The organism is Roseisalinus antarcticus, from assembly GCF_900172355.1.
In the GTDB taxonomy this organism is placed as follows: domain Bacteria; phylum Pseudomonadota; class Alphaproteobacteria; order Rhodobacterales; family Rhodobacteraceae; genus Oceanicola; species Oceanicola antarcticus_A.
The window spans coordinates 18,182-35,841 of the sequence record NZ_FWFZ01000032.1 but is presented as its reverse complement, the minus strand read 5'-3'; the positions used below and the strand labels follow the sequence as shown (position 1 = coordinate 35,841).

The following is a 17,660-nucleotide window of genomic DNA, read 5'->3' as shown; positions in this document are numbered from 1 at the left end:
CGGCCAGCGGGCGGAACACCTCGAAGGAGAGCTGCGGCAGGCGGTTGCCGTAGGTCGAGAGCGCCAGTTCCTCGAAGACCACATAGGCGGTGCCGCGATAGGCGGGGGTGTTGGCCGCGCCCATCTTTGCGGCGACGAACGGATCGGCGGCTTGCGCCTCGTCGCCCGGATACCAGCGCCAGGTGACGCCGGAGAGGTCCATCGGCTTGCCGTCGGCCCAGATGCGGCCGATGCCGGTGATCGGACCCTCGCAGAGCGCGACGGCGAAACTCGCGTAGTAGAGATACTCGGTCGTCTTGACCTTGCCGCCCCCGCCGCCCTTGCCGCCGCCCTGCGTGGTGGTCTTCGTCTCCTCGCGGAAATCCGTCGCCCAGATGATGTTGCCACCCATCCGCATGCGCCCGTAAAGCCGCGGGATGACCGCGCCCTCCGTCGCCGAGGTGATGCGCAGCGTGTCGAGCCGCGCCCCCTCGATGCGCTGCGTGGGAGCCAGCGACGAGATGATCCAGCTGTCCACGACCGTGCCGATGGTGGAGCCGATGAAGCCACCGATGGTGGCGGCGCTGACGCCGAGGATCGCGCCGCCGATCGAACCGCCAATGGCGGCACCTGCGGCACCGAGAACGAGGGTGGCCATGTCGGGGTCTCAGCGTTGCGGAAACAGGAAGGCGAAGGCGATGCGCCGCCGCCAGGATTGGGTCAGCGGCTCCTCGATCACGCCGAGCCGCTCATAGGCGTGGAGGAAGGTATCGGGCTCGGTGAGGATCCCGACATGCTTGGCGATGGCGCGGGGCTTCATGCGGAAGAGCACCAGCGCGCCAGGTCCGGCCTCGGCGGGCTGCACCTCGGTCATCATGCGCCGCGCGCCCTCGGCCAGAACTTCGCGCGGGCCCGTCTCGCCCCAGTCGCGGCTGTAGGGCGGGATCGGGAACGGCTCGGGGCCGACGACCTCGCGCCAGACGCCCCGGGCGAGTCCGAGGCAGTCGCAGCCCACGCCGCGCAGGCTGGCCTGGTCGTGATAGGGCGTGCCGAGCCAGGACCGCGCGATGGCGATGACCCGCAGGGGGTCGGCGGAGGTCAAAGCACGGACCCTTCGTGGCCGCCATCCTTGGTGGCATAGCGGAGAACGGCGTCCTGGCCGGGGATGTTCGGGAAGCCGCGGAAGTTGACGGTGTTGGCGAACTTGGCGCCGCAAGTCTCCATCCGCTTGTCGCAGCCCGCACGGATGGTGAAGGCATCGTCCTCGGCGATCGAGCGCACCGGCGCCTCGAGCAGGGTCAGCAGGGCGATGCCATCCGTGACGTCATGGCCCAGCACCTCGGTGCGCCGCCCGGCGTTCGCGCCGCTCGTCCAGTCCAGTGTGCCGAAGGTGAACCAGCCTGAGGTGAATTCGCCCAGCCCCGAGGCGGTGAACGCCCTGTCGCGCAGGAGATCGATGACGGCGCCGGTTCCCTTGACGGTGGGGCCCTCGAGATCGACCCCACAGCGTCCATCACCAAGGGCGGCGTCGCAGGTCGCCTGGAAGGTCCTACCGACCGTCTGGCCGAGCACATGGGCAAGCGACCGGACCTCGGCAACAAAGGCCAGCCGTCCGCGCCGGATATGACCGATGGCGCCGCGCCGCATCAACACGCGCTGGCCCGTGTCCGCCCAGTTCACCCGCCAGACCTCGACCTCGGCGTTATCCCAGCGGCCATCGAGAATGTCGGTTTCGGTGATCCGGTCGGAGGTCAGCACACCTTCGGCGTCCTGCGCATCGACCGACAGGTCGGAGCCAGAGCGGAACTCTGACGCCGTCAGCCCGCTTTCCGGCTCGAAATCGGTGCCGTCGAAGCTGAGCGTCCGGTCGTGGTCGGTGAAACCGAAGGTCACGCCATCAACGCGGGCAATCCGCCAGCACCAGGACAGCGTCGTCGTGCCCTCGTCGAGATGGGCCTGAAGGTCGGGGGTGATGTTTTTCATCGGCGAAGTTCCAGAAGTGGGATGGTTGTGATCGAGCCAAGCCGCTCGAGGTCGAGCGTCACGTCGAGCGCATCGGTGTCGAAGCGGACCGGCACGTCGAACTCGAAACCTGCGGTGATGGAGACGCCCGCCCCGGGTGCGGTGTTGAAGGTGACGAGGCCCGTCGTGGTGTCGACCGACCAGCCTGAAAGCTGCTCGACCCCACCGAGCGCGATGCGCACGACTCCGTCCACTGGCTTGGCGATGGCGCGCGTCCAGGATTGCGCGCCTGAGGTGTAGCGCTTGACCAGCTGGAAGGCGGTCGTCGCGCCGTCGCCGGTGCCAATCGCCTGATCGTTCGGTGCTGGCGTTCCCGAGGGAAGGCAGGACTTGTGGTCACCCCAGTCCTTGAAGCGAAACCCATGCAGCCGACCATTGCGCGCCTCAAAGAAGGCAACGACAGCCGCCAGATCATCAGCGCGGCGAATGCCGTAAGCGACATCATAGCGCCGTCGGGAATTTGCCCAGCTGGCGTTGCGCTCCTCGTCGCTGGAGGCCAGTTCGACGATCTGCGTTCGGCGCTCCGGCCCACCCCGCGCGCCCCGGCTGATATTGTCGGGAAACCGGACCTCATGAAACGCCATCACATGCCCCTCCGGCCGAGCGAGACCGCACGGGCGATGTCGGCCGCAACCTGCGTGCGGGACTGCCGGAAGCTCTCAGCGTCGCGGGCCATGATGGTGACGTTGACCCCGCCTCCCGCGCCGTAGCTCTGAGCCTCGCGGCGTGACAGAACCCGCTCGCCCCGCTGCAGGATCGCGGGCACCTCGTCGTGGCGCAGCCCGGCCATGCCGCCACCATGCATCCGGGGCGCCGCCGCGAAAGCCACCGCCGGGACCATGCGCGAGGGACCCGCCGACCCGACCATCCCGCCCGCATGCAGGATGTCGGCGAAGATGCCGCCCGCGCCGCCGAGCGCGCCGGAGAGCGCGTTGGCGATCGGCCCGAGGATGAAGCGACGTGCCGCGAGCCTTGCCAGATCGGCGATCATGGAGGTGACGAGGTCGCGGAAGTTCAGCTTTCCGGTCTTCACGAACTCGGCCACCGCGTTCTCGGCGCTGGTGAACGCGCCGACCAGCGCCTGGCCGATGTCGGCCCCGATTTCGCGCGCCTTGCTCGCGTAGTCGCTGAGGGCCGCCGTGACCGCCTCCCAGCCAGTCAAGGCTTCCTCGGAGCCTGTTGCAGTGTCCGTCCCCGCCTGCCGCCCGGCCGCGCCCGCGCGGCCCGCGGCCGCGTCAGCCTGATCGAGCGCTTCGGTCACGCGCTGCGCGCCTGCCGCGGCCGCATCCAGCGCGTCTTCGACCTCTTCGCTAGAGCCGCGCATGGCATCGACCAGAGCTGCCACCGCGTCGCGCACACCGTCGAAGGCCGTGGCACGGCTCTCGGCTGCGCGTTGGCGGAAGCGCTCGGCGCTCGCGCCCATGTTGCTGGCGGCATGATCCAGCATCGACGCGTAGGATTGCGCCCCGAACCAGTCGATCTGGAAATCCGCCCCGATCCGGTCGGCCACGGCGTTGAAGGTCGGGCCGATCATGCCGAGGAACTCGGCCCATTTGCCGGACAGGAAGGCCATCAGCCGCGTCCAGATGCTCTCGATGTCGGCACGCAGCGCGCGGAAATCGTCGATGAAGGACGACATCGTGGTCTTGATGCCGTCCCAGACGGCGCGCGCCACATTGCCCATCAGCTCCAGTGCATTCCCGAAGCCGCCCGCGCCGCTGACAAGGCGGGAGAACTGGTAGACGAGTTCGCCCGCGCCGACGATCAGCGCGCCGATGCCGGTGCGGATCAGCGCCCCGCGCAGAAGCACGAGCGCGGTGGCAAGCCCGCGCACGGAGACGGCCGCAGCGACCAGTCCGGCGACCCAGCGCCCGGCCATCAGGGCGGCGAAGGTGGCGGCATAGGTGGTCAGGCGGCCGATGTTGTCGAATAGCGTGCGGATGGCGATGCCGAGCGGGCCGGTGGTGCGCGCGACCGCCGCCATGGCGTTCGCGACCGCTTCAAGCGCGGGCGCGGCGGCGGCGGCCAGCTGGTTCGAAAGCCCGCGCCAGATCAGCCCCAGCCGCGAGATGGCGTCATTGGTGCGTTCGATCTGGGCCGCATCCTGGTCCGAGACCACCACCCCGAAATCCCGTACGTCCTCCGTCGCCTGTCGCAGCGTCGCCGTGTCGATCCGGGTGAACACCAAGGCCGCGCGGTCGCCGAAGAGCTGGGAGGCGACGGCGGCGCGCTCGGCTTCCGGCACGTATTGCCCCAGCGCCTGCTGGATCGCGGCGATGCGCGCGTCGAGCGGCATACGCTGCAGGTCCTCGGCGGACAGCCGCAGGCGGCGCAGCGCCTCTACCGCCGGGCCGGTCCCGGAGGCCGCCTGGCTGAGCCGTCGCGTCAGCTGGACCGTGGCCTGCTCGACCTGACCCATCGACACGCCCGCCAGCTCGCCCGCGCGCTCCAGGGTCTGGATCGAGGCCACTGTCGTGCCAAGGGACTGCGCGAGCTTCGCCTGCGCATCGACCGTCTGCAGGCCCGAGCGCACCATGGCCACGCCAGCCGCGGCAGCGGCTGCCACGGCAGCGGCGGCAGCCACGGCAACACGACGGGAAAACGCCGCAAGCCGGGTGTTCGCCGCTTCCATCTCGCGGCTCAGCCGCCCGAAGCCGCGCGATCCGGCTTCGCCGACACCTTCCAGCTCGGCGCGCACCTGCTGAGAACGGCAGTGCAAAAGTTTGCCACGGAAGTGGCGGGATAGTCTTGCTGCGGGCAGAGTAAAACTTTGCCACTTTGGCCCTTTCTGGTGACAGGGAGGGTGGGGGCATTTTAATCGTGGAACTTTATCGAAAGGTCCGTCTCGCGCGTCGAGACGGCATGAGCGAACGAGCGGCAGCAGTTCATTTTGGGGTGTCGCGCGCGAGCGTGAAGAAGATCATGGAGTTTTCCATACCGCCCGGTTACCGGCGAACGGCAAATATCAAGCGGCCGAAGCTGGATGCTTTCACTGGCTTCATCGATCAGTGGTTGCAGGAAGATCTCAGCCGGAACCGCAAGCAACGACACACCGCCAAGCGTATTTTTGAGCGCCTACGGGATGAGCAAGCGTTCAAGGGCGGCTATACGACGGTCAAGAATTATGTCCGTGAACATGGTCGGCGCAACCGCGAGATGTTTGTGCCGCTGGCTCATGCCCCCGGTCACGCCCAAGCGGATTTTGGCGAGGCCATGGCGGTGATTGGTGGCGTTGAGCAAAAGGCGCACTTCTTCGCGCTGGATCTGCCCCACAGCGATGCCTGTTTTGTTCGCGCCTACCCAGCAGCCGTTTCCGAGGCTTGGATTGATGGCCATGTTCATGCTTTTGCGTTCTTCGGGCGGGTGCCGCAGTCGGTGCTTTACGATAATGATCGCTGCCTGGTGGCAAGGATTTTACCAGGCGGAATACGCAAGCGGGCTAAACTGTTCAGCGGGTTCTTGTCGCACTATTTCATTCATGACCGCTACGGTCGGCCGGGCAAGGGCAACGACAAAGGTGCCGTTGAAGGCCTGGTCGGCTTTGCGCGGCGCAACTTCATGGTGCCCATTCCCCGCTTTGCGACATGGGAGGCCCTGAATGTTTGGCTGGCAGAGCAATGCCGCAAGCGTCAGGCCGATGTTTTGCGTGGGCACAGCGACAGCATCGGGCAGCGCCTTGCGCGTGATCTTGAGGCCATGATGGATCTGCCCGCATCCCCGTTTGATGCCTGTGATCAGGCCGCCGGCCAGGTGAACTCGCAATCCTTGGTGCGCTACAAGACCAACGATTACTCGGTTCCAGTTGCTTATGGCCACCGAGACGTCTGGCTTCGTGGCTATGTCGACCAGGTCGTGATTGGTTGCGGTGGCGATGTCATTGCCCGCCATCCGCGGTGTTGGGATCGCGAGGACATGGTCTTTGATCCGATCCATTATCTGCCCCTGCTGGAACAAAAAGTAGGGGCTCTGGATCAAGCAGCCCCTTTGGCCAGATGGGATCTGCCGGAAGAGTTCGCGACCCTGCGCCGCTTGATGGAAGCGCGGATGATCAAGGCGGGACGGCGTGAGTATGTGCAGGTCTTGCGGCTCTTGGAGACATTCGAGATGGGGGACCTGCACATCGCCATCAAAAACGCGCTGCGCATGGGGGCAATTGGCTTTGACGCCGTCAAACACCTCGTGCTGTGCCAGATCGAGCAGCGGCCACCCAAGCTGGATCTGGACGTCTATCCCTATCTACCACGCGCCAATGTCGGCACGACATCTGCGGCCAGCTATATGTCCCTGATGCAGGGGCAACCAGGATGACCGAAGCCCCTCAAATTCTGCTGGACCATCGCCTCAAATCCCTGCGGCTGCCATCCGTTCTGCGGGAATATGGCAAGTTGGCGCGCCAAGCGGCAGCAGAGGGACTGGATCATGTCCAGTTCCTTGCCCGTCTGATCGAATTGGAGATGATCGACCGCGAACGGCGCATGATCGAGCGCCGGATCAAGGCCGCCAAGTTCCCGGCGGTCAAGAGCTTGGACAGCTTCGACTTCAAAGCCATCCCGGCGTTGAACAAAATGCAGATTCTGGAGCTGGCGCGCTGCGAGTGGATTGAACGGCGCGAGAATGTCATAGCCCTCGGCCCAAGTGGAACCGGCAAGACCCACATCGCCCTCGGCCTGGGTCTGTCCGCCTGCCAAAAGGGCCTGTCCGTCGGTTTTGTCACCGCCGCCGCGCTGGTACATGAGTTGATCGAAGCGGCCGATGACAGACGCCTGCAACGGCTACAAAAGCTGATGGTCAGTCAGGACCTGCTGATTATTGACGAGCTTGGCTTCGTTCCACTGAGCAAAACCGGCGCAGAGTTGCTGTTTGAAGTCATCTCGCAACGCTACGAGCGCGGCTCGATCGTCATCACATCCAATCTGCCATTCGACGAATGGACCGAAGTCTTCGGCTCCGAGCGCCTCACCGGCGCCATCTTGGATCGGCTGACCCACCACGTGCATATTCTGGAACTAAACGGCGACAGCTACCGGCTGCGTCAGAGCCGCCAGACCCAGGACTGAACTCCCCAAACAGTATCAAAGCTGGCCGGCGGCCAGCGCGCTCTGGCACGCGTCAGCTATGTGATGAGCACACGCGCCAGAGCGCCGCCGAAATCCTGACCGTGGCCCCATATTGCACCGGGAAGTGGCCCCTTTTGTCGCCGCGATTGACAGGCGTTGTTGCACAACTCGCGCCTCAAGGCACCCTTTCCCCTTCAGCGTCAGGCCACGCGAACGATCTCGGCCGTACCGAGGGCTGAGAAGCGGTTCATCAGTGCGATGCGGATTTGGATTTCGGCAGTTTGGCGGTCCGGGTCTCTCGCGGCGATGCGCTCTCCGGAGTCTTTCAGACAGCGCATCTTCGCTTCGATCCGGCTGCGGGCATGGTATCCCGTCCAGCGCTTCCAGAACGCCCTGCCATAGTGCCGGGTTGCACGCAGGGTTTCGTTCCGGGCGATCGCGGCAGGGCAATCCTCTTTCCAGGCGGGCATGGCGCCGATGGCGACGCGCGGGTCCTGCGGCGTCCGGCCCCCACATGGTCGAACAGACCCAGGCATAGAAAAAGCCGAAGATCGCGGCGCTCAGCGTCAGGGACAAAAGGATCATGGCGTAGGTCAGCTGCTTCATGTTCGCTCTCCGACTCGCGGACGTACAGATTGATACGCCTTTACTCATCCGTATCGATCTGTACGGATAAATCAATGATGTTTCAGCGGCTCACATGAACGAAAAAGATCGACAGACGCGCCACGACGCGATCTCGCGCGCGGCCTATGATCTGCTTGCCGAACACGGCTACGCCGGTGCCTCGATGATGCGCATCGCCACGGCGGCGAAGGCGTCGAACGAAACCCTTTACCGGTGGTATGGCAGCAAGGCGGGGCTGTTTCGCACCATGGTCGAAGACAATGCCGCGCAAACCCGGTCGATGCTCCTTCGCGCGCTGGAGGACCAGACCGATCCGAATGAAACCCTTGAACGCGTCGCTTCGGTGTTTCTTGGCATGCTTTTGGGAGACCGCGCGATCCTTATGAACCGGGCTGCCGCCGCCGATCAGACCGGGGAACTGGGCGCCGCCATATCTGCGGGCGGGCGCGCGCAGGTCATGCCTCTTTTGATCCGGCTGATGGACCGGATCTGTAACGCCAGCGACATTCCCCCGGACGAAGCCGCCAGCCTGTTCGTCAGCCTTCTGGTCGGTGACCGGCAGGTAAAGCGGATCATTCACACCTCCCCCGCCCCGTCGAAGGCGGAGATCGAAAGCACCTGCGCAAGGGCGCTTCCGATCTTTCGCCAATGGATCTCTGGAACAGGCGCGTAACCACGGATTGTTGAGTTCTGAGGGTCTTTGCCTGACCCGATGCCCATTGGAAGGAACGACCGGCGACGCTCTCTTAGCGGTCCTGTGCAGCTGCGGCTACAACATCCGCATGATCCTGCGCCAACTGAGTGAGTCTTTGTGCCAATTGATCTGGCTGATCGTCATCAGCCGAGTGCTCGCAGCTCGAAATCAAAGCTTTCAGCATCAAGGGCTACCGGCTGACATCCTTGTTCAGGATGAACGAGCTATGGAGCAAATTTCTGTCCATTTTCTGGATCAAAAAGATGAACTGGACCCTCGGAAAATACGACTCTTACGACGTCGTCTTCGCGATAGTTCGGGCGTTCGCGCGTGACCACTGTCAGACCTTCGTTTCCGCATTGTGCTGCGACATAGGTCTCTGCCCCGGTGGGCTCTAAGCTTTTGATGATTGCCCTAGGACCGGGCCCGTCATTGGAATGGAGGCGAATATCTTCTGGGCGTTTGCCAACCTTGACCGTCTGCCCGTCGGACACGCCCCGCGGCACGGGCACGCCAATATCAGAGCCATCGGCCAGACACAAAGTCGCGCCATTGGCAGTGGCCGCAAAAATATTCATCGAAGGTGACCCGATGAATTGGGCGACGAAGGCATTGACCGGGTTGTCGTAAAGCTCCAGCGGGGTGCCGATCTGCTCGATGATGCCCGCCTGCATCACGACGATACGGTCGGCCATCGTCATCGCCTCGACCTGATCGTGGGTGACGTAGATCATCGTTGTGCCAAGACGGCGGTGCAAGGCCTTGATTTCAGAGCGCATTTGAACGCGCAGCTTGGCGTCCAGATTTGACAGCGGCTCATCGAACAGGAAAACCGCCGGATCGCGCACGATGGACCGCCCCATCGCAACGCGTTGCCGCTGGCCACCGGACAATTGCCGCGGCTTGCGGTCCAGCAGTTCGGTAAGATCGAGGATCTCGGCGGCGCGGCGGACAGCTTTGACTTTGTCGGCTTTTTGGGCACCGGCAAGGGTCATGGAAAAAGCCATGTTTTCGGCCACTGTCATATGCGGGTATAGCGCGTAGTTCTGGAACACCATCGAGATGTCGCGCTCTTTGGGGGGTAGTTTGTTAACACTGCGATCCCCGATGAAGATCGTGCCGCCATTGATGCCTTCGAGGCCCGCGATCATCCGTAGCAACGTGGATTTTCCGCAGCCAGACGGGCCGACCAGCACGACGAACTCTCCATCCGCGATGACCGCGTCGATGCCGTGCAGGACCTCAACGGCACCGTAGGCCTTGGTCAGTTTTTCGATCCGGACTTCGGCCATATCAGCGCCCCTCGACCGGGCTGATATGGATGCGCGTCGCCGACAGGGCCCCTTCCTTGATGGTCATCCCGATGGCACCGCCATCAAAGCCACCTGGATCATTTGCCTCTAAACGGATGTCGCCCAAGGTTGCGGTGATCTGCGGCCCATCGACCTGCACCCGCATTGTGAATGCGGTCTCGAATGCGATGGCGCAGGGCGTGCTTGCCAGAACCTCTTCGTGTTCGTCCCGCTGGCGGGTGATCTCCAGCGCCCCTGCGCGTGTGATCCGAACGCCGTAGAACCGCTTTTGCCCCTGTGCGCGGACGATTAGTCCACCCCGGTCGCCCAGATGTAGCATCAGATCGGCCTCGACGACATAGTCGCGCCAGTCGCGTGCACCCTGAAGGATCATCCCTTCGCCCCGATCCTGACTGATCCGGAAATCTTGCGGGAAGTGCTTCGAAAAGAAGTGCGCGTTGTTCACCCACGCCCGGCGCCAGAATTCGCCACCATCGGCGGGGCGGTGCAGGGTGACATTGGGCGTGCCGGTCCAGCCGAGGCGGTCAACCAGCACACGCCCACGCGCCCTGCCTTCGGGGCAGGTCAGTACGAGTCCGACTTCCGCGATGGGCTGGCCGTCCAGATCGGGAATCGTCCACGACAGAACCTCTTTTCGACCCGGCTTCAGAAGCGTGGGGTTGGGCGCATCGAGGGGTATGAGGCTGTCGGTGCCATCGTAGTGACGCAGCCGCAGTCGCGCCTCGACCGGGCCGGAAAAGCCGTCCTGCGCCATGACGCGCGCAGACAGCGTTTGCCCCGGGTAAACGCGCGGGCAGGCCATCAGTTCGTAGGTCCGCATCCTGACAACTTCCGGCAGCGAGAACACAGGTGTCAGCGTCACGGCTTCGCCGCCATGCGCGAGGTGCTCGACGTCGATAGCGAGCGCATTTCCTGTGCCCGAAACCCGCAGGCTGCCCCCGTCATCCATACGGGGAATGGCGCGGAACCCTTGCACTGATCCGGGCAGGGTAAAGTGAAAGGCTGCGCCGTCTTTGGGCACATCAGGCGGAGTGGTGCCAGCAAGCTGGCAGGCAAGCTTGGTCAACCAGAGCGAGATCTCGACGGCGTCGGTGATCGAACGGCCCCCATCGGCGGTCGAAATCAGAAGCCGGTCGGCGATGGGGCCGCGCCAGTCAGGCCCTGCGTCCAGACCGTCGAGACCGAGCATGATGCCTTGGAGGCAGCCCAGATTGCCGGCGTTGCAGTCGGTATCCCAGCCAGACGTGTTGACGATCATCTGGCCGCGCTGGAAATCGTCCGGCGCGTGCAGCAGCGCCATGATCATGAGCGCGTGGTTTGGCACGACATGGCAATTCCCGGGGTATTTGTCGTATCCGTAATTGTCTTCGATCCGCTGGCGCGTCGCCTCCCAATCCTCGTTTCCGGCCACCCATGTACGGATGTCGCCGATCAGCTGCGCGATCAGGCAATCGCTGGGGATATGCGACAGACCGGTATCCAGCAGGTGGTTTACATCACGGCTGTTAAAGGCCTCAGCCTCCATCGCCGCCCAGAGGACGGCGGCGTGGACGCTTTCACCGTCATGACTGACCGACCCTGCGGCGCGTGCAAGTTTCGCCGCCTGCGCCGGGTTGCCGGGCGAGATTAGCGCCCAACCATCAATAAAGATCTGCGCCCCGATCTGTTCGGCAACCGTGGCGCCGTTGGTTTCGATAGATCCGGAGGCCGGCGCCTTGATGCCACGCGCCAGATTGAGCCATGCTGTATGCTCGGTCGAGTTGCCGGAGCCGCCCCACCAGAGGATCGAGCGGTGTTGAACGATATAGTTCATCCACGCCCGGCCGATGTCCTCGGCGCTCAGATCCGGTGAGACGCCGTAGTCCTCAAGCGCACGTGGGAAGGCGAATGTGCCCGCGACGTCGTCGTCGGTCACCACCAGCGGATCACCAAGCCGGTCGTTGACGTAGTAGGTGATCGGCCCGAGTTCTTTCATGATCCGGTCATAGCGCCAGTTCTCGAACGGGCGTCCCAGATAGACCCCAATCAGTTTACCAAGAACGCCGGCGTAGATTTGCGGCAAATAGTCTTTGGGGTCGGTCATTGCGTGCTCCTGAAAAGTGTTCATCCCTTTACCGATCCGCCCGCCATGCCTTCGATGAACCGGCGCTGAAGCAGGACAAACAGAACAACGATTGGCAAAACGATGATAAGTGCGGCGGCCATGATCTGCCCCCAATCGCTGCTGTAGTTGCCCGACAGCAGGAAAAACGAAACGACGGCGGTCAGCCTGTCCTGGCTTTGAAGGAACGTCGTGGCGATCAAGAATTCGTTCCACGAATACAGGCCGATGATCAGCGCGACGGTCAGGATCCCAGGTGAGACGATCGGCAGCATGACGCGCCAGAACACCTGCCAATGGGTCGCCCCGTCGATCAGCGCCGCCTCCTCAAGCTCTTTGGGGACGGCGAGGAAGTAGGTGCGCAACAGCATGATCGCGAAAGGCGAATAGACGGCGGTATAGACGAAAGCCACAGCGATTGGGTTGTTGATCAGCCCCAGCTTGGCAAACCCGAAATACAGCGGAAACAGGAACAGTTGGATCGGGGCGGTGGTTGTGGCCAGGAGGTAGAAGGTCACGACCTTCCAGGACTTTATCTTTTTGCGGGCCAGCACATAGGCGGTCAGCGAACTGGTTGTGCAGACAAGCACGATCGTCAGCGCCGTCAGCACCGCGGAATTCATCAGGGTTTGCGCAAAGCGCGCATCCGTCCATGCCCGAGAGAAATTGTCCCAGCGGATTTCGCTTGGGAACGCCAGCGGGTTCTGCACCACTTCGACAGCGGGTTTGAGCGCGTTCAGTACCATCAGCACGATGGGAAACAAGGTGATGAACACCAAAATACCCAGCACGATAAAGGTGATCGTCAGGGTGAGGCGGCTTTCTGTATTCGTCATTCCACGATTTCCGCTGCCTGAATACGGATGTAGAAAATCGTGGCCACGATGCCAAACAGGCTGATGATCACCGAGACCGCCGCCGCCTTGCCCACGGCGAGGTCGTAGAACGCGGACCGGTAAGCCAGCGTAGACAGCACCTCGGACGAAAATGCGGGGCCGCCCTGGGTCAGGATGAAGACGAAATCAAACACAAGGAACGACCAGATGATCGTCATGATCATCATCAGCGAGATGGTCGGCATGATCCCGGGCAACAGCACGTAGCGCATCAGTTGAAAGAAGGTGGCGCCTTCGACGCGGGCAGCCTCGACCTGTTCCTGCGGCACCTGCCGGAGAGCGGCAAAGAAGATGACGCACAGAAACCCCCACCAATGCCAAAGATCGGCGACCGCAACGCCGTAAAGTGCGGTATTCACCTGCGTCAGCGGGTTCGTCAGTTCCAGACCGTAACGGTCAAGCAGACCAAGCACACCGGTGATTGGCGAATAAATCATGCCTTGCCAGACCCGCGCCGTGATCGCCGTCGCGATGATGATCGGCAAGAAGTAGATGACCTGAAAGAAGGTGCTGCCCCGGCGCGCGATCAGCATCATCGTCGCGGCCAACAGCCCCATGCCTATCGGGATTGTCAGGAACAGGCCGGTCCAAATCAGGTTGTTGGTGAGCGCTCGCCAGAATACCCGGTCGGTCCACAGCGCTTCAAAATTGCCTAGCCCCACGAAGACCGGGGTCGACATGCCATCCCATCGGTAAAAGGCCAGAATCATCGTCAGAATTGCCGGGATCGCAATGATCACCACATTGATGAAAATGGTTGGAATGACGTAGAGGCGATGCATTTTCGTCCCTTCGGTGGCAGTTGAATTGTGGGAAATGAGGGCGGATTGCGCCGCCCTCAAGCTGTTACGGGATCAGCCTGTTACGGGATCAGCGTGCCGGGATCGACGGCACCTTGCCTTCGCCCATTTCCGTTTGGAAATTAGCGTCGATCTCGGCCAGATACTGCTCTGTTGTGATCTGATCGAGCCAGACTTCCTCGATACCGTTGATGAGGTAGCTGTTCGTCGCCGGAGGCAGAAACGTCCACGTCGTATAGCCATAGCTGCCTTCGCCGACCGATTGCGCAAGATTGGCCATCGCTTCAGTATAGAGCGGCAACACTGTGTCCGCCATCATGACGTCGGACAGATCGGACAGCGGCATGTTCCACTCTCCTTGCCATTGTGACCCCATTGCGCTGTAGAAATCCGGGGTGAAGATGTGGCCGATCACAGCCGCTGCTCCGTCCGGCACATCGGACGTCGCCGCAATCGATAAAGTCGAGCCTACGCCGAGCGCAAAGACGGGCGCGCCATCGGCGCTGGGAAAGCCCACGAACCCCGGTTCGGTTCCAGCCTGATTGAAGTAGGTCGGGACGTTCTGGAATTGCCATGTGCCCGAAGGCATCATGCCGGCTTGCCCGGTTGCGAGGAGGTCCATCGGCTGTTCGCCACTATCGATGGAAAAGTAGTTTTCGCCAAAATAGCCCTTTTCCCACCATCCGTTCAGGGTGTTGATCGCCTCGACGAAGGGTTCGGACGTCCATGGGATCTGTCCGGTGAGGGCGGCGTAGACATTTTCCGGCCCAGCGACAGAGTTCAGGGCAATCGACACGAACCATTCGTTGGCACCACGCCAGTCCGAATTGCCGGCAGAGAAGGGCTGGATGCCTGCTTCCATCATTGTGTCGGCCAGCACCTCTAGTTCGGCAAGCGTGGTAGGAACCTCCCACCCATTCTCTGCGAACAGGGTCTTGTTGTAGTAAAGGCCGATCGTCTCATAGGTCTTGGGCAGTGCGTAGAGCGTGCCGTCATAGCGGCCCATTTCAAGGAACACCGGCAAGATGGACTCGTTCCAGCCAAACTGCTCGGCATAAGGTTCGAGCGAGAGCAACTGTCCGTTCTGGGCCATTGGCGCCACATAGGACGGCCCCGGCGTGAATACGACATCCGGGCCACTACCTGAAAGCATCGCAATCCGAAGTTGCTTGTCGAGTTCGTTTCCGCGATAGTCGACGGTAAGGCCAAAGCCGGGATTGGCTGTCTGAAACCCGTCGATCAACAACTCCTGGATCCAGCGCTGCTGATCTGGATTTGCTGTCTCGTACCAGAAATCCACATTCTCCTGAGCCATGGCGCCACCAGAAAGCCCCATTGCAACAAGTGCAGTTGTGAATAGAAATTTCATGTCGTTCCTCCCTTGGTTGCATATCAGGCCGTCAAGTTAACGCGCCTGTCATCGTAGTGATCACCTCCTGCCGGGGCCGGTGCCAATCTTCAAATCGGTTGGGCATCGGAGCGAGCCGCCCCACACGACCCTCTGTTTCGAACATAAAACGGCCGCTCCTCTACCCGGGCCGGTCCGACGAATTTGCCGGTTACGCGATCCAGCAGCATCTGCGCTGCACGACGACCCAGCCCCTCTTGATCTAGCGACACAGTGCACAAACCCGGCGTCACCAGTCCGGCCGCAAGAATATCGTCAAAACCAACGACCGAGACATCGTCCGGAACACATAGGCCCGCCGCGGTCAGCACCTGCATCGCACCGATCGCCATAAGATCATTGGCCGCAACGATCGCGGTAATCCCGGTTTCGGCATCCAGCAATCGCTTTGCTGCACGCCTCCCGCCCTCGTTAGAAAAATTCTCGTCCTCCCAGAGTGACGGGAAGAGCCCGGCAGCTTTCAGGGCGGAACAGTATCCTTGAACCCGCACCTTTTCCGGCCCGCCACTACCCGCGATCATCGCGATCTTTCGGTGGCCGGCAGCGATCAGTGCCTCGACCGAGCCGCGCGCGGCCGTGAAATTATCGACATAGAGGTCGTCGATGGCGAGAGGTCCGCCGAGTTTGCGCGACGCCTCGATCCGAACCAGCGGCACGCCTGCGCCAACCATGTCTGTGAAATCCCGCGCCCCAAGCGCGAAAAACACCCCGACGACACCATCGTAGAGACCTTGCGTTGCCGCTTGGACAAGGGCCTGCTCGCGAGCTTTGTCACCATTGGTATTGACTGCGACAACGTCGTAGCCAGCGGTCCCGGCAGTCTCCTGGACCCCGATGAAAAGGGACGGATAGAACGGGTTGGTCAGGTCCGGCACGACACACGCAAGGGTCATCGTTCTCTGGGTCCGCAAGGCCTGCGCAAATCGATTTGGGCGATACCCCAACTCGGCGATCGCAGCATTGATGCGAGCGGCAGTATCCGGGGCCACTGAAGTGGCCCCACCATTTAAAACAGTGGAGACAGTAGCCTGAGAAACGCCCGCCAGGAGCGCGACATCAGCTTGGGTTTTTCTTCCAGATTGGGTCATTTAACTATCTATCTATACGTATAAGTAATTTGTCAATACGTATCGAAGGTGTTCAGGGCGTCGCGAGCCACATCCGACACCGCCCTTTCCAGTCACCTCACGGACAAGGCCGCGGGCCTCCATCCACCCCAGATTGCGCTGGACGGCCGCGCGGCTTGTGCCGGTCAAAGCTTCGGCCATCTGGGCAGAGACGAGCGGCCATTCGGTCAGTGCGGCGCGCAAGGCCGGCGGCGTCTTCCCCGAGAGCGGTGTTATCTCAATTCCTGGCCAAGTCGCCGCAGGCGCGGTCAAAACGCGAACTGGAGTTGGATGCAGCGTGTGCAGCGCTCGATCTTCTTGAGGAACGTCTGAAAAACCTGCCACTTTCGGCGTGATCTGGTAGACTTGGCCATCTCGTCCAGGGAGCTCTTGCGATGCCAAAGCAGCCCGCTTTTCCCGGTCTTCGCGATGCGATGAAGAAGAAGCAGACGCGTCGGGAACTGTTTCTGTCAGAGATGAACGTGGTCGTTCCGTGGGGTCGTTTGCTCGGGCTGATCGAACCGCACTATCCCAAGACCGGGCGGAAGGGCGGTCGGCCGGCGATGCCGCTGGAGACCATGCTGCGGGTGTATTTTCTGCAGAATTGGTATGCGCTGAGCGACCCGATGGCGGAAGAGACCCTTTATGACAGCGAGGCAATGCGGCGGTTCGCCGGGATCGAACTCGGTGACGACCGCATCCCCGATGAGACCACGATCCTCAACTTCCGGCACCTGCTCGAACAAAAGGGGCTGACCGAGGCGATCTTTGCGGATGTGAACGCGCATCTGGCCGACAAGGGCATCACGCTGCGCTCGGGCACGCTGGTGGATGTGAGCAGGCGAACGCCATCGGTTCGAGTGAGCCTGCGCAAGATCATCGACGCGCCATCGTCGACCAAAAACAAGGAGAAGACCCGCGATCCCGAGATGTCGTCGATCAAGAAGGGCAACGACTGGTATTTTGGAATGAAAGCGCATGTGGGCGTCGATTCCCGTAATGGCCTTGTGCACAGTCTGGAGACCACCACCGCCAGGGTCCACGACAGTCAGGTCTGGGACGGGCTGCTGCACGGCGATGAGACTTCGGTCTGGGCCGACAAGGGATATGTAAACGCTGAACGGGCGGCGGAGTTCGCAGGCCCGGGCAAGTTCTGGGGGGTCATGAGGAAGGCCCCGGTTGGCGGCGAATTGCATCCTCTCGATGACCGGATCAACCGCCTCATCGCGAAAGTGCGGGCCAAGGTCGAGCACCCGTTCCGGGTGATCAAGCGACAATTCGGCCATGTGGGGACCCGCTATCGCGGCCTCGCCAAGAACCGCGCGCAACTCTTCACCTTGTTCGCGCTTGGCAACCTGTTCATGGTCCGAAGAAAGCTGGTGGCATGAAGACGAGTCTGCCCGAAACCGACCGCGCCGCCGCAAAAGTGGCTGCAAAACCGCGAAAGCGGCGCTCTTTGCCTGCACAAGACAACACCGCAACGCTCACGCGGCAATCCCGGCGAAGCAGAAGCTGTTGATCAGACTTTCCTATCGATCCAGACAGGCCCGTGGCCACAATTATTGGCCTGAATATGGGGCGGATCAGACTTGCGCCCGATGATCGTTCCTCATCGTGATCTGGACATCGTGCCGCGTTGAAATTCAGTGCCTGAACG

General features: G+C 62.2%; 14 protein-coding genes and 3 pseudogenes. 4 read left to right on the top strand and 13 right to left on the bottom strand.

The genetic code is table 11. From position 1 onward, the window contains the following. The 5 genes and pseudogenes from ROA7023_RS19085 to ROA7023_RS19065 all read right to left on the bottom strand — a co-directional run. Window positions 1-637, bottom strand: a pseudogene (locus ROA7023_RS19085) (baseplate multidomain protein megatron); the annotation flags it as partial. 9 nt (window positions 638-646) lie between these two features. After that, window positions 647-1,081, bottom strand: coding sequence for an NlpC/P60 family protein (locus ROA7023_RS19080; RefSeq protein ID WP_085880604.1), 435 nt, complete (start codon window positions 1,079-1,081; stop codon window positions 647-649). Further along, on the bottom strand, window positions 1,078-1,962 hold the full coding sequence (locus ROA7023_RS19075) for a phage/gene transfer agent baseplate hub protein (protein ID WP_085880603.1): 885 nt from the start codon (window positions 1,960-1,962) through the stop codon (window positions 1,078-1,080). The genes ROA7023_RS19080 and ROA7023_RS19075 overlap by 4 nt, the downstream gene beginning before the upstream one ends. Beyond that, window positions 1,959-2,585: a DUF2460 domain-containing protein gene (locus ROA7023_RS19070; RefSeq protein WP_085880602.1), complete on the bottom strand. Its 627-nt coding sequence runs from the start codon at window positions 2,583-2,585 to the stop codon at window positions 1,959-1,961. The genes ROA7023_RS19075 and ROA7023_RS19070 overlap by 4 nt, the downstream gene beginning before the upstream one ends. Continuing rightward, window positions 2,585-4,633 (bottom strand): phage tail tape measure C-terminal domain-containing protein, encoded by a 2,049-nt coding sequence (locus ROA7023_RS19065; protein WP_143535652.1) that lies wholly within the window; start codon window positions 4,631-4,633, stop codon window positions 2,585-2,587. The genes ROA7023_RS19070 and ROA7023_RS19065 overlap by 1 nt, the downstream gene beginning before the upstream one ends. Window positions 4,634-4,821: 188 nt before the next feature. Here ROA7023_RS19065 and istA point away from each other — a divergent pair, with 188 nt between their 5' ends. Both istA and istB read left to right on the top strand, forming a co-directional pair. Continuing rightward, window positions 4,822-6,309 carry an IS21 family transposase gene (gene istA, locus ROA7023_RS19060; RefSeq protein ID WP_200812554.1) on the top strand — a complete coding sequence of 496 codons (1,488 nt, stop codon included), beginning with the start codon at window positions 4,822-4,824 and terminating at the stop codon, window positions 6,307-6,309. Beyond that, on the top strand, window positions 6,306-7,058 hold the full coding sequence (gene istB, locus ROA7023_RS19055; RefSeq protein ID WP_085880600.1) for an IS21-like element helper ATPase IstB: 753 nt from the start codon (window positions 6,306-6,308) through the stop codon (window positions 7,056-7,058). The genes istA and istB overlap by 4 nt, the downstream gene beginning before the upstream one ends. Before the next feature lie 200 nt (window positions 7,059-7,258). Here istB and ROA7023_RS19050 read toward each other — a convergent pair. Continuing rightward, window positions 7,259-7,519, bottom strand: a pseudogene (locus ROA7023_RS19050) (IS5/IS1182 family transposase); the annotation flags it as partial. A gap of 239 nt (window positions 7,520-7,758) precedes the next feature. On the opposite strand from ROA7023_RS19050, the gene ROA7023_RS19045 reads away from it, so the two are divergent. Further along, window positions 7,759-8,358 (top strand): TetR/AcrR family transcriptional regulator, encoded by a 600-nt coding sequence (locus ROA7023_RS19045; RefSeq protein WP_085880599.1) that lies wholly within the window; start codon window positions 7,759-7,761, stop codon window positions 8,356-8,358. Window positions 8,359-8,603: 245 nt separating this feature from the next. On the opposite strand, the gene ROA7023_RS19040 is transcribed toward ROA7023_RS19045, so the two are convergent. From ROA7023_RS19040 to ROA7023_RS25295, 7 genes and pseudogenes are all read right to left on the bottom strand, one after another. After that, window positions 8,604-9,671, bottom strand: coding sequence for an ABC transporter ATP-binding protein (locus tag ROA7023_RS19040; RefSeq protein ID WP_085880598.1), 1,068 nt, complete (start codon window positions 9,669-9,671; stop codon window positions 8,604-8,606). Between the two features lies 1 nt (window position 9,672). Next, window positions 9,673-11,775 carry an ADP-ribosylglycohydrolase family protein gene (locus tag ROA7023_RS19035; RefSeq protein WP_085880597.1) on the bottom strand — a complete coding sequence of 701 codons (2,103 nt, stop codon included), beginning with the start codon at window positions 11,773-11,775 and terminating at the stop codon, window positions 9,673-9,675. A gap of 20 nt (window positions 11,776-11,795) precedes the next feature. Then, a complete protein-coding gene (locus ROA7023_RS19030) occupies window positions 11,796-12,629 on the bottom strand; it encodes a carbohydrate ABC transporter permease (protein WP_085880596.1) in 834 nt (277 codons plus the stop codon). Next, entirely contained in the window at window positions 12,626-13,471 is an 846-nt protein-coding gene (locus tag ROA7023_RS19025) for a carbohydrate ABC transporter permease (protein ID WP_085880595.1), read from the bottom strand. The genes ROA7023_RS19030 and ROA7023_RS19025 overlap by 4 nt, the downstream gene beginning before the upstream one ends. Window positions 13,472-13,559: 88 nt before the next feature. After that, the gene (locus ROA7023_RS19020) at window positions 13,560-14,858 is read right to left on the bottom strand and encodes an ABC transporter substrate-binding protein (RefSeq protein WP_085880594.1); all 1,299 of its coding nucleotides are present in this window, start codon (window positions 14,856-14,858) and stop codon (window positions 13,560-13,562) included. Between the two features lie 89 nt (window positions 14,859-14,947). Next, entirely contained in the window at window positions 14,948-15,985 is a 1,038-nt protein-coding gene (locus ROA7023_RS19015) for a LacI family DNA-binding transcriptional regulator (RefSeq protein WP_085880593.1), read from the bottom strand. A 52-nt stretch (window positions 15,986-16,037) separates the two neighbouring features. After that, window positions 16,038-16,243: pseudogene (locus ROA7023_RS25295) on the bottom strand (hypothetical protein); the annotation flags it as partial. A gap of 155 nt (window positions 16,244-16,398) precedes the next feature. On the opposite strand from ROA7023_RS25295, the gene ROA7023_RS19005 reads away from it, so the two are divergent. Next, window positions 16,399-17,391 carry an IS5 family transposase gene (locus ROA7023_RS19005; protein WP_085880592.1) on the top strand — a complete coding sequence of 331 codons (993 nt, stop codon included), beginning with the start codon at window positions 16,399-16,401 and terminating at the stop codon, window positions 17,389-17,391. The last annotated feature ends 269 nt before the right edge of the window (window positions 17,392-17,660 follow it).